Origin of the sequence: Salmonella sp. SAL04157, assembly GCF_046551635.1 — a bacterium.
GTDB classification, from domain to species: domain Bacteria; phylum Pseudomonadota; class Gammaproteobacteria; order Enterobacterales; family Enterobacteriaceae; genus Salmonella; species Salmonella enterica.
Genome location: NZ_JBGDVS010000005.1, coordinates 1 through 16,587 on the forward strand (window position 1 = coordinate 1; position 16,587 = coordinate 16,587).

A 16,587-nucleotide genomic window follows, 5' to 3' on the forward strand; every position below is an offset into this window, starting at 1 on the left:
GCTGGTGAGCCGCGACCACACGGATATCCGGGTGTTAAGCCTGTATGCGTTCAGCGCCTTTGAGCAGCAGCGCTTTGGCGAGGCGGTGGCGGCCTGGGAGATGATGCTGAAGCTGCTGCCGGCGGGTGACGCCCGGCGGGCGGTGATAGAGCGCAGTATCCGGCTGGCGCAGGAGAAATAAGACCCTGACGGCCCGGTGGCGTGGCGCCACCGGGCCTGGCTATCTCAACGATACGCTAAAGCCTGAAAGTAAAGCCCGTGTGAAGTATGATGGCGAGCATCGTCTCTTATCAGGACATCCCATGAAACAAATCACCTTTACGCCGCGCCATCACCAGCTTACCAACACCAATACCTGGACACCTGACAGCCAGTGGCTGGTCTTTGATGTGCGGCCTTCAGGCGCGTCATTTACGGGCAAGACTATTGAGCGTGTCAATGTGCATACCGGCGACGTGGAGGTGATTTATCGCGCCGTGCAGGGCGCGCATGTCGGCGTGGTGACGGTGCATCCTGCCGACAATCACTATGTGTTTATTCATGGCCCTGAAAACCCTGATGAGACGTGGCATTACGATTTTCACCACCGCCGGGGCGTTATTGCAACGCCGAGGGGCGTGACTAACCTCGATGCGATGGATATTACTGCGCCGTATACTCCCGGCGCGCTGCGCGGCGGCAGCCACGTCCATGTATTTAGCCCGAACGGCGAGCTGGTGAGTTTTACCTATAATGACCACGTTCTGCATGAGCGAGATCCGGCGCTGGATCTGCGTAATGTCGGCGTGGCCGTGCCGTATGGGCCGGTAACGGTGCCGGTTCAGCATCCGCGCGAATACAGCGGTAGCCACTGGTGCGTACTGGTTAGCCGCACGACGCCTGCGCCGAGACCTGGCAGCGATGACATTAACCGCGCCTATGAAGAGGGCTGGGTGGGCAACCGCCAGATCGCCTTTATTGGCGATACGCTGTCGCTGACGGGCAAAAAAGTCCCGGAGCTGTTTATTGTCGATTTACCGTGTCATGAAAACGGCTGGAAACAGGCAGGCGACACGCCGCTGACGGGAACCGAATCAACGATGCCATCGCCGCCGTTGGGCGTAGTTCAGCGGCGTCTTACCTTTACTCACCAGCGTGTTTATCCTGGACTCACTAACGAACCACGCCACTGGGTTCGCAGTAATCCGCAGGCGACGGCGATCGCCTTTTTGATGCGAGACGATAACGGCGTAGCGCAACTGTGGCTGATATCGCCGCAGGGAGGCGAGCCCCGGCAGTTAACGCATCATGCGACCGGCGTACAGTCAGCGTTTAACTGGCATCCGTCGGGTAAATGGCTGGGACTGGTGCTGGAAAATCGGATTGCCTGCTGCGACGCACAAAGTGGGAGGATCGACTTCTTAACCGCCAGGCACGACAACCCGCCTTCTGCAGACGCCGTCGTTTTTTCACCGGATGGGCGACACGTCGCATGGATGGAAGAGGTGAAAGGGTTCCGTCAGCTATGGGTGACGGAAACCGGGCGATAGATCAGGGAGGAGGCATCTTCGCCGGGGGGATGACGGCATTGGTCATTTTCGTCTCCTCCTCGCTTTTCTCTACGCGCGATCTTACCGAACTGTCTTTGCGGAAGATGTCCCACGGCAGAAGGATCGTATCCATCACGGCGGTAAACGGCATATCCAGGATAGCCAACGATTTGGTGCCCCAGTTTGTCTCATCGTTACCGATCATCGTAGCGCTGGCGCGCGTGCCAGGATAAGTACCCTCTTTACCGCCGGTGTGCGACATGACGCTTGAACAACCGCCTAATAAAAGCATCCCATTCCATATTATCAGCGTTAACAACACGTTTTTTATCATCACTCATTCATCTGTTGGTTGTCGTTATTTGCATGATGAGTTATAGCGATCCGTTGCTAAAAATAACATCACCAGTACGCGGCACTGTGGCAGTAATCGCACTTTAACAATCAGTGCTGTCCCAACCAGTCTATGCAATAGCCAATAAACTGCAAAAAAAAGTCGGATTAAAATACTTGAAAAGTACGTATTCAGACCCATTTATAAGACGTAGTGAATAGAAGGGCACGCCTGATGGGTGTTCTGGCAATCCTGGCCTGTCCATGATGGAAGGTCTGACATTCTCGCTGATTTCAGGAGTTTATGATTATGCGTAACTTTGATTTATCCCCGCTGTACCGTTCTGCCATTGGTTTTGACCGTCTGTTTAACCTGCTTGAAAATAACCAAAGCCAAAGTAATGGCGGCTACCCTCCGTACAACGTTGAGCTGGTAGACGAAAACCACTACCGCATCGCCATTGCCGTTGCCGGTTTCGCGGAAAGCGAACTGGAGATTACTGCCCAGGATAATTTACTGGTGGTAAAAGGCGCTCATGCGGACGAGCAGAAAGAACGTACTTACCTGTATCAGGGCATTGCCGAGCGTAACTTTGAACGTAAGTTCCAGTTAGCGGAGAACATTCACGTTCGCGGCGCAAACCTGGTCAACGGGCTGCTGTATATCGAACTGGAGCGCGTGATTCCGGAAGCGAACAAACCGCGCCGTATCGAAATTAACTGATTCCGTCGGGTCGCGTTGCGCGGCCTGTCATCCCATGCTCGCCGTCAGGGAGCATATTCGCACGTAAAGTGTGAAGGTAAAAACTCGCTTCTTAGAAGGAGAAATGATTATGCGTAACTACGATTTATCCCCACTGCTGCGTCAATGGATCGGTTTTGACAAGCTGGCCAATGCGCTGCAAAACAGCGGCGAAAGCCAGAGCTTCCCGCCCTATAACATCGAAAAAAGCGACGATAACCATTATCGCATTACCTTAGCGTTAGCCGGTTTCCGTCAGGAAGATCTGGATATTCAACTGGAAGGCACGCGCCTGACGGTGAAAGGCACGCCGGAACAGCCGGAAAACGAGCCCAAATGGTTACATCAGGGCCTGGTCATGCAGCCTTTTAGCCTGAGCTTTACGCTGGCTGAGAATATGGAAGTTTCCGGCGCGACGTTTACCAACGGCCTGCTGCATATTGATTTAACCCGCAACGAGCCGGAAACCATTGCGCCGCAGCGTATCGCCATTAACGAACGCTCCGCATTAAATAGCTAATGAGCTCCTTGCCTTGCCCCGCCAGAGATGGCGGGGCTTTTTTATGCCACGAAAAAGGGTAAGACGCTGCCGAAGTCAGGACGTCTGGGCGGTTTTGTAACATGAGAATGTGCGCCATGCTGTATATATGCCTTAACGGTTCAGTCATAATCCCTATAAATTGAAATGTTACTCACAGGGAAGAGAAGATGAGTGATATCGCATTGACGGTCAGCGTTCTGGCGTTGGTGGCGGTTGTCGGTTTATGGATCGGCAACATTAAAGTGCGCGGTGTCGGCTTTGGTATTGGCGGTGTTCTGTTCGGCGGTATTATCGTCGGCCACTTCGTCGATCAGGCTGGGGTGACGCTGAGCGGCGATATGCTGCACTTTATCCAGGAATTCGGCCTGATCCTTTTTGTTTATACCATCGGCATACAGGTGGGGCCGGGGTTTTTCGCCTCGCTACGCGTTTCCGGGCTGCGTCTCAATCTGTTTGCTGTTCTGATTGTGATTATGGGCGGGTTGGTCACCGCGATTCTGCATAAAATTTTCGCTATTCCGCTGCCAGTGGTGCTGGGGATTTTCTCCGGCGCAGTCACCAATACGCCTGCGTTAGGGGCGGGTCAGCAAATCCTGCGCGATCTGGGAACGCCAGTGGATCTGGTGGATCAGATGGGGATGAGCTATGCGATGGCGTATCCGTTTGGCATCTGCGGTATTTTGCTCACCATGTGGCTGATGCGGTTGATTTTTCGCGTTAACGTCGAGGCGGAGGCGCAGAGGCATGAATCCTCTCTCGCTAACGGTCATTCATTAATTCAAACAATGAATATCCGTGTCGAGAATCCGAACCTCAATAATATGGCTATTCAGGATGTGCCGATCCTGAACAGCGATAAAATCATTTGCTCACGCCTGAAACGCGACGACACGCTGATGGTGCCGTCGCCGGGGACGATTATCCAGGCAGGCGACCTGCTGCACCTCGTCGGCCAATCTACCGACCTGCATAACGCGCAACTGGTGATCGGCAAGGAAGTGGACACCTCGTTGTCGACGCGCGGCACGGATTTACGCGTCGAGCGTGTGGTCGTCACCAACGAAAAAGTGCTCGGCAAACGTATCCGCGATTTGCACTTTAAAGAGCGTTATGACGTGGTTATCTCCCGTCTTAACCGCGCGGGCGTTGAGCTGGTCGCCAGTAGCGACGCCAGCCTGCAGTTTGGCGACATTCTCAATCTGGTGGGGCGTCCAGCCTCGATTGATGCGGTAGCCAATGTGGTCGGCAACGCGCAGCAAAAACTCCAGCAGGTGCAGATGCTGCCGGTGTTTATCGGCATCGGATTAGGGGTTCTGCTTGGGTCAATCCCGTTGTTTGTGCCGGGATTCCCGGTCGCGTTAAAACTGGGGCTGGCCGGCGGGCCGCTGATCATGGCGCTAATTTTGGGGCGTATCGGCAGCATCGGTAAGCTGTACTGGTTTATGCCGCCGAGCGCCAACCTCGCGCTGCGTGAGTTAGGCATCGTTTTGTTTCTGGCGGTCGTTGGGCTGAAATCCGGCGGCGATTTTGTCGATACGCTGACGCAGGGCGAAGGATTAAGCTGGATTGGCTATGGTATTTTCATCACCGCTATTCCGCTGATTACCGTCGGTTTGCTGGCGCGGATTTTTGCCAAAATGAACTATCTGACGCTGTGCGGGATGCTGGCCGGTTCGATGACCGATCCGCCAGCGCTGGCATTTGCCAACAATCTTCATGCCACCAGCGGCGCGGCGGCGCTCTCTTACGCGACTGTCTATCCGTTAGTGATGTTCCTGCGTATTATCACGCCACAACTGCTGGCGGTGATTTTTTGGGGAATGGGTTAGCGCCTGATGGCGCGTTGCTTATCCGGCCTATGCACTGTGTTAAATCCAGGCTGGATAACGCGCGCCGCACCGGTCACACTTCTGCTCTTCTTCTTATCTCTTTCCTCAATGAACGCGCTAATCAGCGTAATGGCAACGAGCATAATTCCAATTTGTTTCAGTTAGTTATCAATCTTCTTCGCCTTTTTTTTCGTCGCGACGGGTGGTTTTTCAGCTTTTAATTCGGCAATAATGCCTTTCCTGGCGGTGGCGTTGAAAAAGGTCGCAACTGAAATGAAAAATAGCGGCAATGAGCGCGGTTGCGCCGAAACACATCACCAGTGAACTACAGTTATTTTGCAATAAGATTCCCTTGCTGCGGGATAATGTGAAGCATATCAGCAACAACGTGAGTGGTATTCTGAAAACGAACGGGAATACATAAGAACGTAAAAGGAGTCGTCATGAAGATTTCCCGCCTCGGAGAAGCGCCGGATTATCGCTTCTCGCTGGCAAATGAGCGTACCTTTCTGGCGTGGATTCGCACCTCGCTGGGATTTCTGGCGGCAGGCGTCGGTCTTGATCAGCTCGCCCCGGATTTTGCCACGCCGGTGATCCGTGAACTGCTGGCGCTACTGTTGTGTCTGTTTGCGGGCGGCCTGGCGATTTATGGCTATCTACGCTGGTTACGTAATGAAAAAGCGATGCGTCTGAAAGAGGATTTGCCCTATACCCACAGCCTGTTGATCATCAGCGTTATTTTGATGATTGTCGCGGTGATAGTGATGGGGCTGGTACTGTATGCCGGATAGTCGTAAAGCCCGTCGGCAGAACGATCCGGGACTGCAACCGGAGCGTACGTCGCTGGCCTGGTTTCGCACGCTGCTGGGATACGGGGCGTTAATGGCGTTAGCCGTCAGGCACCACTGGCATCAGGCGGGGTTCTTGTTCTGGGTGTCGATCAGCGTTCTGGCGATAGTGGCGGTGATTCTTTGGCGTTATACCCTGAGTCGTAATTTGATGGATGTCGCGCATAGCGATTTTTCCGAAACTCATGTCGTGCGTGACAAATTTTTGATCTCCCTCGCGGTGTTGTCGCTCGCAATCCTGTTTGCTGTTACCCATATTCGCCAACTTATTGCATTTATCGGGAACTTTATATGACAGGACGTCAGGACATTGTCGTGAGTGATGACCAGATTCAGGTCGTCGTAAATCGCCAGAATAGCCAGCGCCCTCAGCAACTGTACCGTAACTTACAACGGCTCGGCATTCGCAATGTCCATTTTATCCCATTGTTGGAACATGACCGGAACGGAATGTTGACCGAGGATTCATTGTGTTCAGCAGACTGGGGGCGGTTTTTAAATAGCGTATTTGATATTTGGGTACGTGAAGATATTCAGCGTATCTCGGTTCGCCTTTTTGATGAGACGCTACAGCAGTGGTGCGGCGGCAGGAATGGCGCTGAAGCGCCGGACAAGGCGCCGCTAAGCGCTGAATGTCAGAAGTGCTCTTTATTACGATTTTGCGGCGGCGGATGCCCTGAGCATCGGGATAGCCAGGGGAAAAACCGGCTTTGCGAGGGCTACCAGACCTTTTTTAACTACTCCTCGCCGCATATGCGGGTGATGCGGGATTTACTGAAACAGCATCGCTCGCCGGAGGAGTTGATGGCGATGCTGCGTTAGCGTCGTAAGCCTGATAAGCGTAGCGCCATCAGGCGATGGCGTGCCGGATGGCGCTGCCGTCTTTCCGGCACTGAGCGAGTATTAGCGTCCTTTTGCCAGGTATTGTTCCATTTCATCCTCCGGCACCATGCCGCCCCCGGTTGCCCATACCAGATGCGTCGCGTTGCCGAGCTGCGTCTGACTGAATCCATGCCTTTGCTGATACTCGGTGGCGGCGCAAATGCGCTGTGGCCCGGCCATCCCTGCCAGAGCTGATGGCTCCAGTCGAATTCCTTCCTCCTGCGCCAGCCAGCCCAGCATGTCATACATTGTTTGATCGTCTAAGGTATAGAGGCCGTCAAGCAGACGCTCCATTGCCCGACCAACAAAGCCTGAAGCGCGACCTACCGCCAGGCCGTCAGCCGCCGTCAGGTTATCAATACCGATATCTTGTACTGAGATGGCATCGTGCAGACCGGTATAAACGCCGAGTAACATGCAGGGTGAATGGGTCGGTTCGGCAAAGAAACAGTGGACGTTGTCGCCAAATGCCAGTTTCAGGCCAAAGGCGACGCCGCCAGGGCCGCCGCCAACGCCGCACGGTAGATAAACAAACAGTGGGTGGCTGGCGTCAACGACGCGTCCCTGTTGCGCGAATTGCGCTTTCAGACGCTGACCCGCTACCGCATAGCCCAGAAATAGCGTGCGGGAGTTTTCATCGTCGATAAAGAAACAGTTTGGATCGGATTGCGCTGCTTTACGACCCTGCTCAACCGCCACGCCGTAATCATCTTCGTATTCCACGACCGTCACGCCGTGGCTACGCAGCTTCGCTTTTTTCCAGGCGCGGGCGTCGGCAGACATATGTACCGTCACTTTAAAACCGATGCAGGCGCTCATGATACCGATCGATAGCCCCAGATTGCCGGTTGAACCGACGGCGATACTGTACTGGCTGAAGAATTGTTTAAATTCCGGCGAAAGCAACACGCTATAGTCATCGTCGGTGGTTAACAGACCCGCCTCCAGCGCCAGTTTTTCCGCGTGCGTTAGCACCTCGTAGATGCCGCCGCGCGCTTTAATGGAACCAGAGATTGCCAGGTGGCTGTCTTTTTTTAACAGCATTTCACCGTCGATCGTTTGCCCATACTCTTTTTCCAGCCGCTTTTGCATGGCCGGAATAGCGACCACGTCAGATTCGATCATGCCGCCAGCGGCGGCGGTTTGCGGAAACGCTTTCGCCAGATACGGCGCAAAGCGCGCCAGACGGTCATGGGCGGCGTTTACGTCCTGCTCCGTCAGGCCGACATACGGTAGACCTTGTGCAAGAGAGGTGGTGCCCGGGTTAAACCAGGTGGTTTCTTTGAGGGCGACCAGATCCTGGACCAAAGGATACCGGGCGATGAGCTTTTGTATGTTTTCCATAGTACGTCTCTTTACGATCAGATGATAAAGGAAAGCAGGAATGTGCCAGCCAGTGCAACGACAGATGCGATAAACGTGGCCGTCGTATAGTATTTAAACGTTTCATTCAGCGTAGCGCCGCAATACTGCTTGACCAGCCAGAACAGGGAATCGGTCACGATCGTGCAGCCAATGGCGCCGGAACCAATGGCAATCGCAATGATCTCCGGGCTGACGTCAGGATAGAGCGGCAGCATGGGCGCAACAATCGCGGTGGCGCCCATCATCGCCACCGTCGCAGAGCCGACCGCCGCGTGCAGAATCAGCGCTACCAGCCATGCCAGCAGAATCGGGTGCATATGCATATTTGAGAGGATCACCGCCAGCGTGTCCGCCAGCCCGCTACTTTTGAGAATGGCGTTGAACGCGCCGCCCGCGCCGATAATCAGCAGGATGTTCGCAATGGCGCCAAAGCCGTTTTCGGTGTGGGTAAGTAGCGTGCTCATACCCATATGCTGGCGCAGACCGAGTATGTAATACGCTACAAAGACAGCGATAAACATCGCGGTGATCGGATTACCGATAAACTCCAGCAGCGTATACAACGTGCCGTCTTTCGCCATATTCAGTTCAGCGACGGTTTTCACCAGCATCAGGCCAATCGGCAACAGAACGGTAAACAGCGTTGCGCCCAGCGATGGCAGGGTGTTTTCGGCGCGCACTTCAAGATCCGCAAACTCTGTCGGTACGGGCTTGAACGGCAGACGATTACCCAGAAACTTTAAGAACAGCGGGCCGCCGACCAATGAGGCCATCAGTCCGACCAGCAGACCGTAGACAATCACCGAGCCGATATCCGCCCCCAGTTTATTTGCGACAAACAGCGCAGCCGGATGCGGCGGTACCACGCAATGGACGGCCATCAGCGCGGTACACAGCGGAATGGCCAGCTTCAGCAGCGAGGTATGGGTCTTTTTAGCGATAGAAAACGCCAGTGGGATGAGCAACACGACGCCCACTTCCACGAACAACGTGATTCCGCAAATCAGCCCTACCAGTACCATGATCACGTCAGCTGAGAGCCAGCGGCAGCGCTGGAGCGTAAGCCCGATGCGTTCCGCCGCGCCGGAAACCTCCATCATTTTGCCGAGGATGGTGCCAAGACCGATAACGGCGGCCAGAAAACCGAGCGTACCGCCTATTCCGTTTTCTATCGCCGTGACCATCTCCAGCGGCCCCATGCCCATCATCGCGCCGACAAAGAAACTGGCGAGCAGTAACGCCAGGAAGGGGTGGAATTTAAACTTCACGATGGTCAATACGATTAACACGATGCTGATCAGCAGCGTGCTCACTACCCAGATTTGAGCGTGCATATCTCACCTACCCTGTGATTAATCTGTTCTTATTGGACAGAAAAACAGCACCTCCTGACAAACGATATAATTTGCCATTCACATGATGTAAATTGAATCAACTATGTGATTTCCATCTAATATTGCCTTTATTTTGCGATATGGTTCATTTTGCTTCATCTATGTGCGGATTTTTTCAGCGTGTTTTTTTACACTTCGGGAAATTAAAAGATGACTGAGGTTGCCATGGAACCCCTTCGCGATACCCGAAACCGCTTACTCAACGGCTGGCAGTTATCCAAACTCTATACTTTTGAAGTCGCGGCCAGACACCAGTCCTTTGCTCTGGCGGCAGATGAGCTGTCGTTAAGCCCCAGTGCGGTAAGCCATCGTATCAATCAACTGGAAGCCGAGTTGGGAATCCAGCTATTTGTCCGCTCTCACCGTAAAGTGGAGCTTACCCATGAAGGCAAACGGGTATTCTGGGCGCTGAAATCGTCGCTGGATACGTTGAATCAGGAAATCCTCGATATCAAAAATCAGGAACTGTCCGGCACGTTGACCGTGTATTCACGTCCCTCTATCGCCCAGTGCTGGCTGGTGCCCGCGCTGGGGGACTTTACCCGTCGCTATCCGTCAATTTCTCTCACTATGCTGACCGGCAACGATAACGTTAACCTACAGCGTGCCGGCATTGACCTGGCTATCTATTTTGACGATGCGCCGTCGGCGCAGCTCACGCACCATTTTTTAATGGATGAGGCGATTTTGCCCGTTTGCAGCCCGGATTACGCCCATCGTTTCGCCTTGCAGGACAACCTGAATAACCTGCGGCACTGTACGCTCTTACACGACAGACAGGCGTGGAGTAACGATTCGGGCACCGATGAGTGGCACAGTTGGGCGCAGCATTTTGCGGTAAATTTGCCGGATTCATCCGGCATTGGCTTCGATCGTTCTGATTTAGCGGTGATTGCCGCGATGAACCACATTGGCGTGGCGATGGGGCGTAAACGGCTGGTGCAAAAGCGTCTCGACAGCGGCGAACTGATTGCGCCTTTTGGTGACATGAGGCTGAAATGTCATCAGCATTATTATGTCACCACTCTGCCTGGCAGGCAGTGGCCGAAAATCGAGGCATTTATTCGCTGGTTGCAGGAACAGGTGTGAAGATTTATTACGCTTTGCCGCTACACCTGCCGGGAGTGAATATGCTAAATACGTGCTATCACCGTGGTAAAAATTTTAGGGGGCGTCGTGTTTAAACCGCTTATTGCCTCTCTCATGCTGACCAGCGCGGTCGTCTATGCGAAACCGATGCCTTTGACGGCGGCGCGCTATGCGCAGCAGCTTGGCGTTGGGATGGATGTTGACTGGGCGCGAACGGAACGGGGTATTCGCGAGTTTGATCCGCTGGTCGTGCGGGATTTTAAGGCAAAAGGGTTAACGCATGTCCGTATTCGTGTGGCAGGCGCGCCGACGGAAGCGCGCCTCATTCATTTGCGTAAGCTGGTAGAAGCCTGCGAATACTATGGTGTCATACCCATTATTGCCTATCAGGCGGATGCGTATAAAACCGATCCCAGCGCCAGCCATGAAAAGGAGCTGATCAACTGGTGGAGCGTGGTCGCGCGCTATTTTGGTCAGACATCCCCGCTTCTGGGGTTCGATCTCATTTATGAGCCTGCCGACAAACTCAATCATAATATGGCGTCGCTGAATCGCGTATATGACAAAACCATCCGCCTGATTCACGCCATTGACCCACAGCGGATGATTTTCGTTGCCCCCCGAATGCGCGCCGCGCCGGAGGATTTGTCGGCGCTTAAACTGCCGGCGCAAAGCCAGAACTATGTACTGGCGGAGTGGCACATCTTCCCGTGGGGACCCCTGAAAAGCGGCGGTAAATATCCGTGGACGTCAGGCACGGCGGCGGAAAAAGCGGCGATTCGGGCACGGATTAACGCTGCAGTTCGCTGGCAGCATAAGACCGGCCATGCAAGCTGGGTGGGCGGATGGGCGCCGGGAGAGTCGATAAAAATGACGCCGGTCGCTTCACAGTTCGCGTTTGCCCGTTTTATGGCCTGCGAGCTGAAAAAAGCGCATATTCCGTATGCGATAAACGCGGACACACAGTTTTATGACGGCGAAGAAGGAGCGTGGCGTCCGGCGCAAGAGTCCCTGCTCAATGCGATGATCGCGCCGGAATGTGAAACGCCCGGCAAAAAGCCGGGCGAGGGGAACGTTAAACCGTCTGTCCCTGATGCGATATCCGTGACGCCAGCGGCAGCCAGCACGCCAGGATCAGTAATCCCATAAGGGTCATCAACAGTCCCAGACTGCCCTGACCGGTTTGCGGCAACATTGCCGAAAGCCACGCCAGTACGCCGGAACCAATATTTTGCAGCCCGCCGACCAGCGCGCCAGCGGTGCCTGCAAGGAACGGAAACGGCTCCATCGCGCCGCTGGTGGCCAGTGGAAATAACATCCCGGCGCCGAAGAAAAACAGTGCAGCGGGGATGAGTAGCGTCCAGACGTTCATCACGCCAAACCAGCCGGGAATCCACATCATAAGGCCTGCCAGCAGACAGCAAATAACTGACTGCCACATCAGGGTTGAGAAGCGTTTATTCGGGCGTCCGGCAAACCAGGCGCCGAAGAACGCCGCCGGAATCGGCAGAATAAACAGAATGCTTACCACCATACTGCTGAGACCTAATACTGCCCCCATCAGCACGCCGGAACAGGCTTCAAAGACCGCAATGCCAGCCAGCCCGCCGATTAGCATCAGCAGATAACAGTTAAATGCGCCGTTGCCAAACAGCGTTTTATAGCTGGCGATCAGCCGTGTGCGCGGCGCGCCGGCGGGGCGGGTTTCCGGCATCCAGCGCGCCATGCTGAAGGTGACGCCAGCGCAAAGCACCAGCAGGAAAGCGTAACACGCGCGCCAGTTCCACAGGGTGTCCAGCAGACCGCCAATCAGCGGCGCTAACAGCGGGCTGACCAGAATCCCCATATTTAACAGGCTATTGGCGTGACGAAGTTGCGTTCCTTCATACAGATCGCGCGGGAGCGTTCTCGCCATTACTCCGCCAACGCCGGTTCCCATCCCTTGCATGGCGCTGGCGGCAATCAACACCGTCAAACTATGCGTGGTCATGGCGAACAGAGTCGCTACCATAAAAATAGACATGCCGACGAGGATTACCGGGCGGCGCCCAACCCGGTCGGAAAGCGGGCCGTAAAACAGTTGCGAGACGCCGTAGGTCAGGAGGTAAGCAGCCATTACGCTCTGGACGGCGCCTTCCCGGACGTTTAGCGCTTGTGCCATATCGGCGATGGCGGGAATATAAATGGTTTGCGCCATCTGCCCTACGGCCACTAGTAACACCAACATCAACAACAAATTGACGTTTCTCTGCCTTTTCATTTCGCTGATTACTTTTCAAAAAAAGAAAAAATAAGAATAACTTGCTGCGCATTCCCATAAATGCGAGAGGAATCTATCACACCAGAAAAAGAAGGCCAGACAGCGACCAGCAATGGCAGACGAAGGAACGGCAGGATATGTAAACAAAAGCGGCAACAAATGTTGCCGAGAATGTGTTACGTCTGCGGCTGTTATTGGGCAATTATGACAGACGGAGTAAAATCGCCCCGAGGGCAATCCCGCCAGCCGCCACCAGACGTAGCCCGGCCACTTTCTCTTTAAGCAGCAGCCAGGCTATCAGCGCGCCGAATAAAATCGACGTCTCACGCAGCGCGGCGACCACCGCCAGCGGCGCCTGGGTCATGGCCCATAGCGCCAGCCCATAAGATCCCATAGTGCCAATCCCGCCAAAAATGCCTTTTTTCCACTGTTGCGCCAGATAACGCGACGCTTCCCGCCGCCGCGCAATCATCGCCCAGGTTAACAGGCAGGCGCCGTTGAGAAAAAATGACCATAGCGTATAGCCCAGCGCCGTTTCGGAGAGTCTTACGCCGGTCCCGTCCACCAGCGTATATCCGGCAATAAAACAGGCGTTAGTTAATGCCAGCACGACACCACGTTGAGAGCTGGCGCGGCCATTACAGGCCATCCCAAGTATCGCCATGCAGATCACTGCGATGCCGACCCAGGCTAGCGACGACAGGCTGTCGCCAAGAAACAGAACGCTAATGAGCGCCACCAGCAGCGGCGCGGTGCCGCGCATAAGAGGATAGGTCTGGCTCATGTCCGAGATCTGATAGGTTTTCGCCACCAGGACGGTATACACCACCTGGAGCGCGGTAGAGGCCGCTAAAAAAGGGATACTGGCGTGAGCTGGCTGCGGCGAGAAGGGCAAAAGGATCAATGCCATGACCGCCGCGGAACCGCTGACGCCGATCGCGGCGTAGAGCTTATCGTTTCCCGCTTTGACAATGGCGTTCCAGCTGGCATGTAGCAGCGCGGCGAACAGCAAAATGCAGAAAACGGAAAGGGTCATAGCGTCAGGCGTCGTTGAAGATGTCATAAAAACGTAACATACCCGGGAAGCGAAAGACCAGCGGATAAGGTGAAAGGGGAGCGGTTGCCCGCTCCCCTTCGGTGCGGCTTGAATCTGAATTACTTAAGGTATTTCAGAACAGCATCAAGCAGTTGCAGTGCTGCAACAATGAGTTTCAGGATAAGAATGGTGATATCCACTACGCTCATACGCGTCTCCTGTGGTTAAGGAGCACTGCCAGCCGACGTACCTTTCCGCTGCCTGTTGCCAGCTGTTGCGCACGCGATCCCTTTTGCGAGGAATAGTGTGCGTGTTGACATAACACAGTGTGCTCACGAGGGGGTTAAGGCGCTGACGGCACCACCCGTTTCAGCCAGGACTTCGTTGCGCCGGTTTACGATGCGGCCCCCGCATAACACATTGTGTCAAAGACATTATAGTTAAGTACTGTATAAATTAACAGTAATTTATAGACAGAACGGAGCTTCTGATCCATACTCAAATTCATCAAAATTCGCGCCGAAATTGCGCGTTCTGCACAGAACGCGTATACTTCTGCTGTTGACATAACACAGTGTGCTTCGCGGCTACCACCCGCATTACGCTGTAAGAACCTCGCTTCGGCGAGGTTTTTTGTTTTCCGGCATTGTGAAACGCGTGATCATCAATCCCGGCGATTACCGGAGGGCGCTACGCTTATCACGCCTATACTCAAAGCGTGTAAATTCGTAGAAAAATGTGATCGCTGAAGCATTTTTGTGCAGATGAAAATTTTTCCGTTGTCATGCTGAAAGCGCTGTGCTTGTATAAAACGTGTTAATAACAAACAGACAAGGCCCCTAATGAACCCTTCCATGCTGAACGCGACCCTACTAACAACTGCGCCATCTCGCGCAGTGGTCGTCGTGCGTGTGGTGGTGGTCGTCGGCAATGCGCCGTAGGGTCCGGAACACACACGATTCCAAAACCCCGCCGGCGCAAACCGGGCGGGGTTTTTTGTTTAAGACACCTTCCCGGAACGTCGGCTCAGAATAAAAGGAATGGAGCATGGCAAGTTCGGGCACAACATCTACACCTCAGCGCTTTACGGGCGCGGAATTTATTGTTCATTTTCTGGAGCGCCAGGGGATTCGTATCGTCACCGGCATTCCCGGCGGTTCGATCCTCCCCGTTTACGACGCGTTAAGCCAAAGCACGCAAATCCGTCATATTCTGGCGCGCCACGAACAAGGCGCGGGGTTTATTGCGCAGGGGATGGCGCGGACGGAGGGTAAACCTGCTGTTTGTATGGCCTGTAGCGGGCCGGGCGCGACCAATCTGGTCACGGCCATTGCCGATGCGCGCCTGGATTCCATTCCGTTAATCTGCATTACCGGGCAGGTTCCGGCGTCCATGATCGGTACTGACGCGTTTCAGGAAGTGGATACCTACGGTATCTCTATCCCCATCACCAAGCACAACTATCTGGTCAGAAATATCAACGAGCTGCCTCAGGTGATGAGCGATGCTTTTCGTCTGGCGCAGTCGGGGCGTCCTGGCCCGGTGTGGATAGACGTTCCTAAAGATGTGCAGACGGCGACAATTGAGCTGGATGCGTTGCCGTCGCCGGCGGAAAAATCACCCCCGCCGGAGTTTAGCGCAGAGAGTATCCGCGAGGCCGCCGCAATGATTAACGCGGCGAAGCGTCCGGTGCTGTATCTGGGCGGCGGCGTGATCAATGCGCCGACACGCGTGCGCGAACTGGCGGAAAAAGCGCAACTGCCGACGACAATGACCTTAATGGCGCTGGGAATGCTGCCTAAGGCGCATCCGCTGTCGTTAGGAATGCTGGGGATGCACGGCGCGCGCAGTACCAATTTTATTCTGCAAGAGGCCGATTTACTGATTGTCCTGGGCGCGCGTTTTGATGACCGGGCGATTGGCAAAACGGAGCAGTTTTGTCCGAACGCCAAAATCATCCATGTGGATATCGATCGCGCCGAGTTAGGCAAAATTAAGCAGCCGCATGTGGCTATTCAGGCGGATGTCGATGATGTACTGGCACAGTTAATTCCCCATATCGAGGCACAGCCGCGGGAAGCATGGCATCAGTTGGTGGCGGACTTGCAGCAAGAATTCCCCTGCAGTATTCCCCAGGAAAATAACCCGCTTAGTCACTATGGGCTGATTAACGCAGTCGCCGCCTGTGTGGACGACAACGCGATTATTACCACTGACGTAGGTCAGCATCAGATGTGGACCGCGCAGGCTTATCCGCTCAACCGTCCGCGTCAGTGGCTGACTTCCGGCGGGCTGGGCACCATGGGGTTTGGTCTGCCCGCGGCGATTGGCGCGGCGCTGGCGAATCCGGGCAACAAGGTGCTGTGTTTTTCCGGCGACGGTAGTTTGATGATGAATATTCAGGAGATGGCTACCGCCAGCGAAAACCAGTTGGATGTGAAAATCATCCTGATGAATAACGACGCGCTGGGACTGGTACATCAGCAACAGAGTCTGTTCTATAAACAGGGCGTTTTTGCGGCAACCTATCCGGGAAGCATCAATTTTATGCAGATTGCCGCCGGGTTTGGTCTGGACACCTGTGATTTGAATAACGAAGCCGATCCGCAGGCGGCGTTGCAGGCTATCATTCGTCGTCCTGGACCGGCGTTGATCCACGTGCGCATTGATGCGGAAGAAAAAGTGTATCCGATGGTGCCGCCGGGCGCGGCAAATACAGAGATGGTGGGGGAATAAGCC

18 protein-coding genes, 1 pseudogene and 1 other annotated feature are annotated in these 16,587 nt (G+C 54.5%); of the genes and pseudogenes, 12 read left to right on the top strand and 7 right to left on the bottom strand.

Features of this window, described 5'->3' with window-relative positions; genetic code table 11:
- Positions 1 to 181 (top strand): tetratricopeptide repeat protein (locus tag ACLJRE_RS12380; RefSeq protein ID WP_045718909.1); only part of this gene is annotated, 181 nt, incomplete at its 5' end.
- Positions 182 to 302: 121 nt separating this feature from the next.
- Positions 303 to 1,529: a DUF3748 domain-containing protein gene (locus ACLJRE_RS12385; RefSeq protein ID WP_000809949.1), complete on the top strand. Its 1,227-nt coding sequence runs from the start codon at positions 303 to 305 to the stop codon at positions 1,527 to 1,529.
- Position 1,530: 1 nt separating this feature from the next.
- Here ACLJRE_RS12385 and ACLJRE_RS12390 read toward each other — a convergent pair whose 3' ends face one another.
- Positions 1,531 to 1,863, bottom strand: coding sequence for a YceK/YidQ family lipoprotein (locus tag ACLJRE_RS12390; protein ID WP_001543704.1), 333 nt, complete (start codon positions 1,861 to 1,863; stop codon positions 1,531 to 1,533).
- A gap of 242 nt (positions 1,864 to 2,105) precedes the next feature.
- Positions 2,106 to 2,179, top strand: a sequence feature (ROSE (Repression Of Heat Shock gene Expression) occurs in the 5'-region of heat shock genes and acts as an RNA thermometer to modulate expression.).
- Here ACLJRE_RS12390 and ibpA point away from each other — a divergent pair.
- The 6 genes from ibpA to ACLJRE_RS12420 all read left to right on the top strand — a co-directional run bounded on the left by ibpA (position 2,173) and on the right by ACLJRE_RS12420 (position 6,644).
- Positions 2,173 to 2,586 carry a small heat shock chaperone IbpA gene (gene ibpA, locus ACLJRE_RS12395; protein ID WP_001532742.1) on the top strand — a complete coding sequence of 138 codons (414 nt, stop codon included), beginning with the start codon at positions 2,173 to 2,175 and terminating at the stop codon, positions 2,584 to 2,586. Its footprint overlaps the feature before it by 7 nt.
- 109 nt (positions 2,587 to 2,695) lie before the next feature.
- Complete coding sequence (gene ibpB, locus ACLJRE_RS12400) at positions 2,696 to 3,124, top strand: small heat shock chaperone IbpB (RefSeq protein WP_001246919.1); 429 nt, start codon at positions 2,696 to 2,698, stop codon at positions 3,122 to 3,124.
- A gap of 188 nt (positions 3,125 to 3,312) precedes the next feature.
- Positions 3,313 to 4,974, top strand: coding sequence for a putative transporter (locus ACLJRE_RS12405; protein WP_023212118.1), 1,662 nt, complete (start codon positions 3,313 to 3,315; stop codon positions 4,972 to 4,974).
- A 443-nt stretch (positions 4,975 to 5,417) separates the two neighbouring features.
- Positions 5,418 to 5,765, top strand: coding sequence for a YidH family protein (locus tag ACLJRE_RS12410; RefSeq protein WP_000703964.1), 348 nt, complete (start codon positions 5,418 to 5,420; stop codon positions 5,763 to 5,765).
- Positions 5,755 to 6,117, top strand: a complete 363-nt coding sequence (locus ACLJRE_RS12415; RefSeq protein ID WP_001113454.1) for a DUF202 domain-containing protein — start codon at positions 5,755 to 5,757, stop codon at positions 6,115 to 6,117. Before ACLJRE_RS12410 ends, ACLJRE_RS12415 begins: the two co-directional genes overlap by 11 nt.
- Positions 6,114 to 6,644, top strand: coding sequence for a radical SAM protein (locus ACLJRE_RS12420; RefSeq protein WP_000147831.1), 531 nt, complete (start codon positions 6,114 to 6,116; stop codon positions 6,642 to 6,644). Before ACLJRE_RS12415 ends, ACLJRE_RS12420 begins: the two co-directional genes overlap by 4 nt.
- Before the next feature lie 81 nt (positions 6,645 to 6,725).
- Here ACLJRE_RS12420 and dsdA read toward each other — a convergent pair whose 3' ends face one another.
- Both dsdA and dsdX read right to left on the bottom strand, forming a co-directional pair.
- The gene (dsdA, locus tag ACLJRE_RS12425; RefSeq protein WP_000428003.1) at positions 6,726 to 8,048 is read right to left on the bottom strand and encodes a D-serine ammonia-lyase; all 1,323 of its coding nucleotides are present in this window, start codon (positions 8,046 to 8,048) and stop codon (positions 6,726 to 6,728) included.
- 17 nt (positions 8,049 to 8,065) lie between these two features.
- Positions 8,066 to 9,403, bottom strand: coding sequence for a D-serine transporter DsdX (dsdX, locus tag ACLJRE_RS12430; RefSeq protein WP_000543319.1), 1,338 nt, complete (start codon positions 9,401 to 9,403; stop codon positions 8,066 to 8,068).
- 225 nt (positions 9,404 to 9,628) lie between these two features.
- Here dsdX and dsdC point away from each other — a divergent pair, with 225 nt between their 5' ends.
- Together dsdC and ACLJRE_RS12440 are read left to right on the top strand one after the other, a co-directional pair.
- Complete coding sequence (gene dsdC / locus ACLJRE_RS12435) at positions 9,629 to 10,552, top strand: DNA-binding transcriptional regulator DsdC (RefSeq protein WP_001522218.1); 924 nt, start codon at positions 9,629 to 9,631, stop codon at positions 10,550 to 10,552.
- Positions 10,553 to 10,615: 63 nt separating this feature from the next.
- Positions 10,616 to 11,701 carry a cellulase family glycosylhydrolase gene (locus ACLJRE_RS12440; RefSeq protein ID WP_023137362.1) on the top strand — a complete coding sequence of 362 codons (1,086 nt, stop codon included), beginning with the start codon at positions 10,616 to 10,618 and terminating at the stop codon, positions 11,699 to 11,701.
- Here the strand turns inward: ACLJRE_RS12440 and emrD are convergent.
- From emrD to ACLJRE_RS12460, 4 genes and pseudogenes are all read right to left on the bottom strand, one after another.
- On the bottom strand, positions 11,628 to 12,812 hold the full coding sequence (emrD, locus tag ACLJRE_RS12445) for a multidrug efflux MFS transporter EmrD (protein WP_000828737.1): 1,185 nt from the start codon (positions 12,810 to 12,812) through the stop codon (positions 11,628 to 11,630). The two genes, ACLJRE_RS12440 and emrD, sit on opposite strands and share 74 nt — an antisense overlap.
- A 202-nt stretch (positions 12,813 to 13,014) precedes the next feature.
- Positions 13,015 to 13,875, bottom strand: coding sequence for a DMT family transporter (locus ACLJRE_RS12450; RefSeq protein ID WP_076018258.1), 861 nt, complete (start codon positions 13,873 to 13,875; stop codon positions 13,015 to 13,017).
- 92 nt (positions 13,876 to 13,967) lie between these two features.
- Positions 13,968 to 14,057: a type I toxin-antitoxin system toxin TisB gene (gene tisB, locus ACLJRE_RS12455; protein ID WP_000117642.1), complete on the bottom strand. Its 90-nt coding sequence runs from the start codon at positions 14,055 to 14,057 to the stop codon at positions 13,968 to 13,970.
- Positions 14,054 to 14,168, bottom strand: a pseudogene (locus ACLJRE_RS12460) (hypothetical protein). Before ACLJRE_RS12460 ends, tisB begins: the two are co-directional and overlap by 4 nt.
- A gap of 522 nt (positions 14,169 to 14,690) precedes the next feature.
- Here ACLJRE_RS12460 and ivbL point away from each other — a divergent pair.
- Entirely contained in the window at positions 14,691 to 14,789 is a 99-nt protein-coding gene (ivbL, locus tag ACLJRE_RS12465) for an ilvB operon leader peptide IvbL (RefSeq protein WP_001541152.1), read from the top strand.
- A gap of 106 nt (positions 14,790 to 14,895) precedes the next feature.
- A complete protein-coding gene (gene ilvB / locus ACLJRE_RS12470; RefSeq protein ID WP_000168439.1) occupies positions 14,896 to 16,584 on the top strand; it encodes an acetolactate synthase large subunit in 1,689 nt (562 codons plus the stop codon).
- Positions 16,585 to 16,587 lie beyond the last annotated feature (3 nt).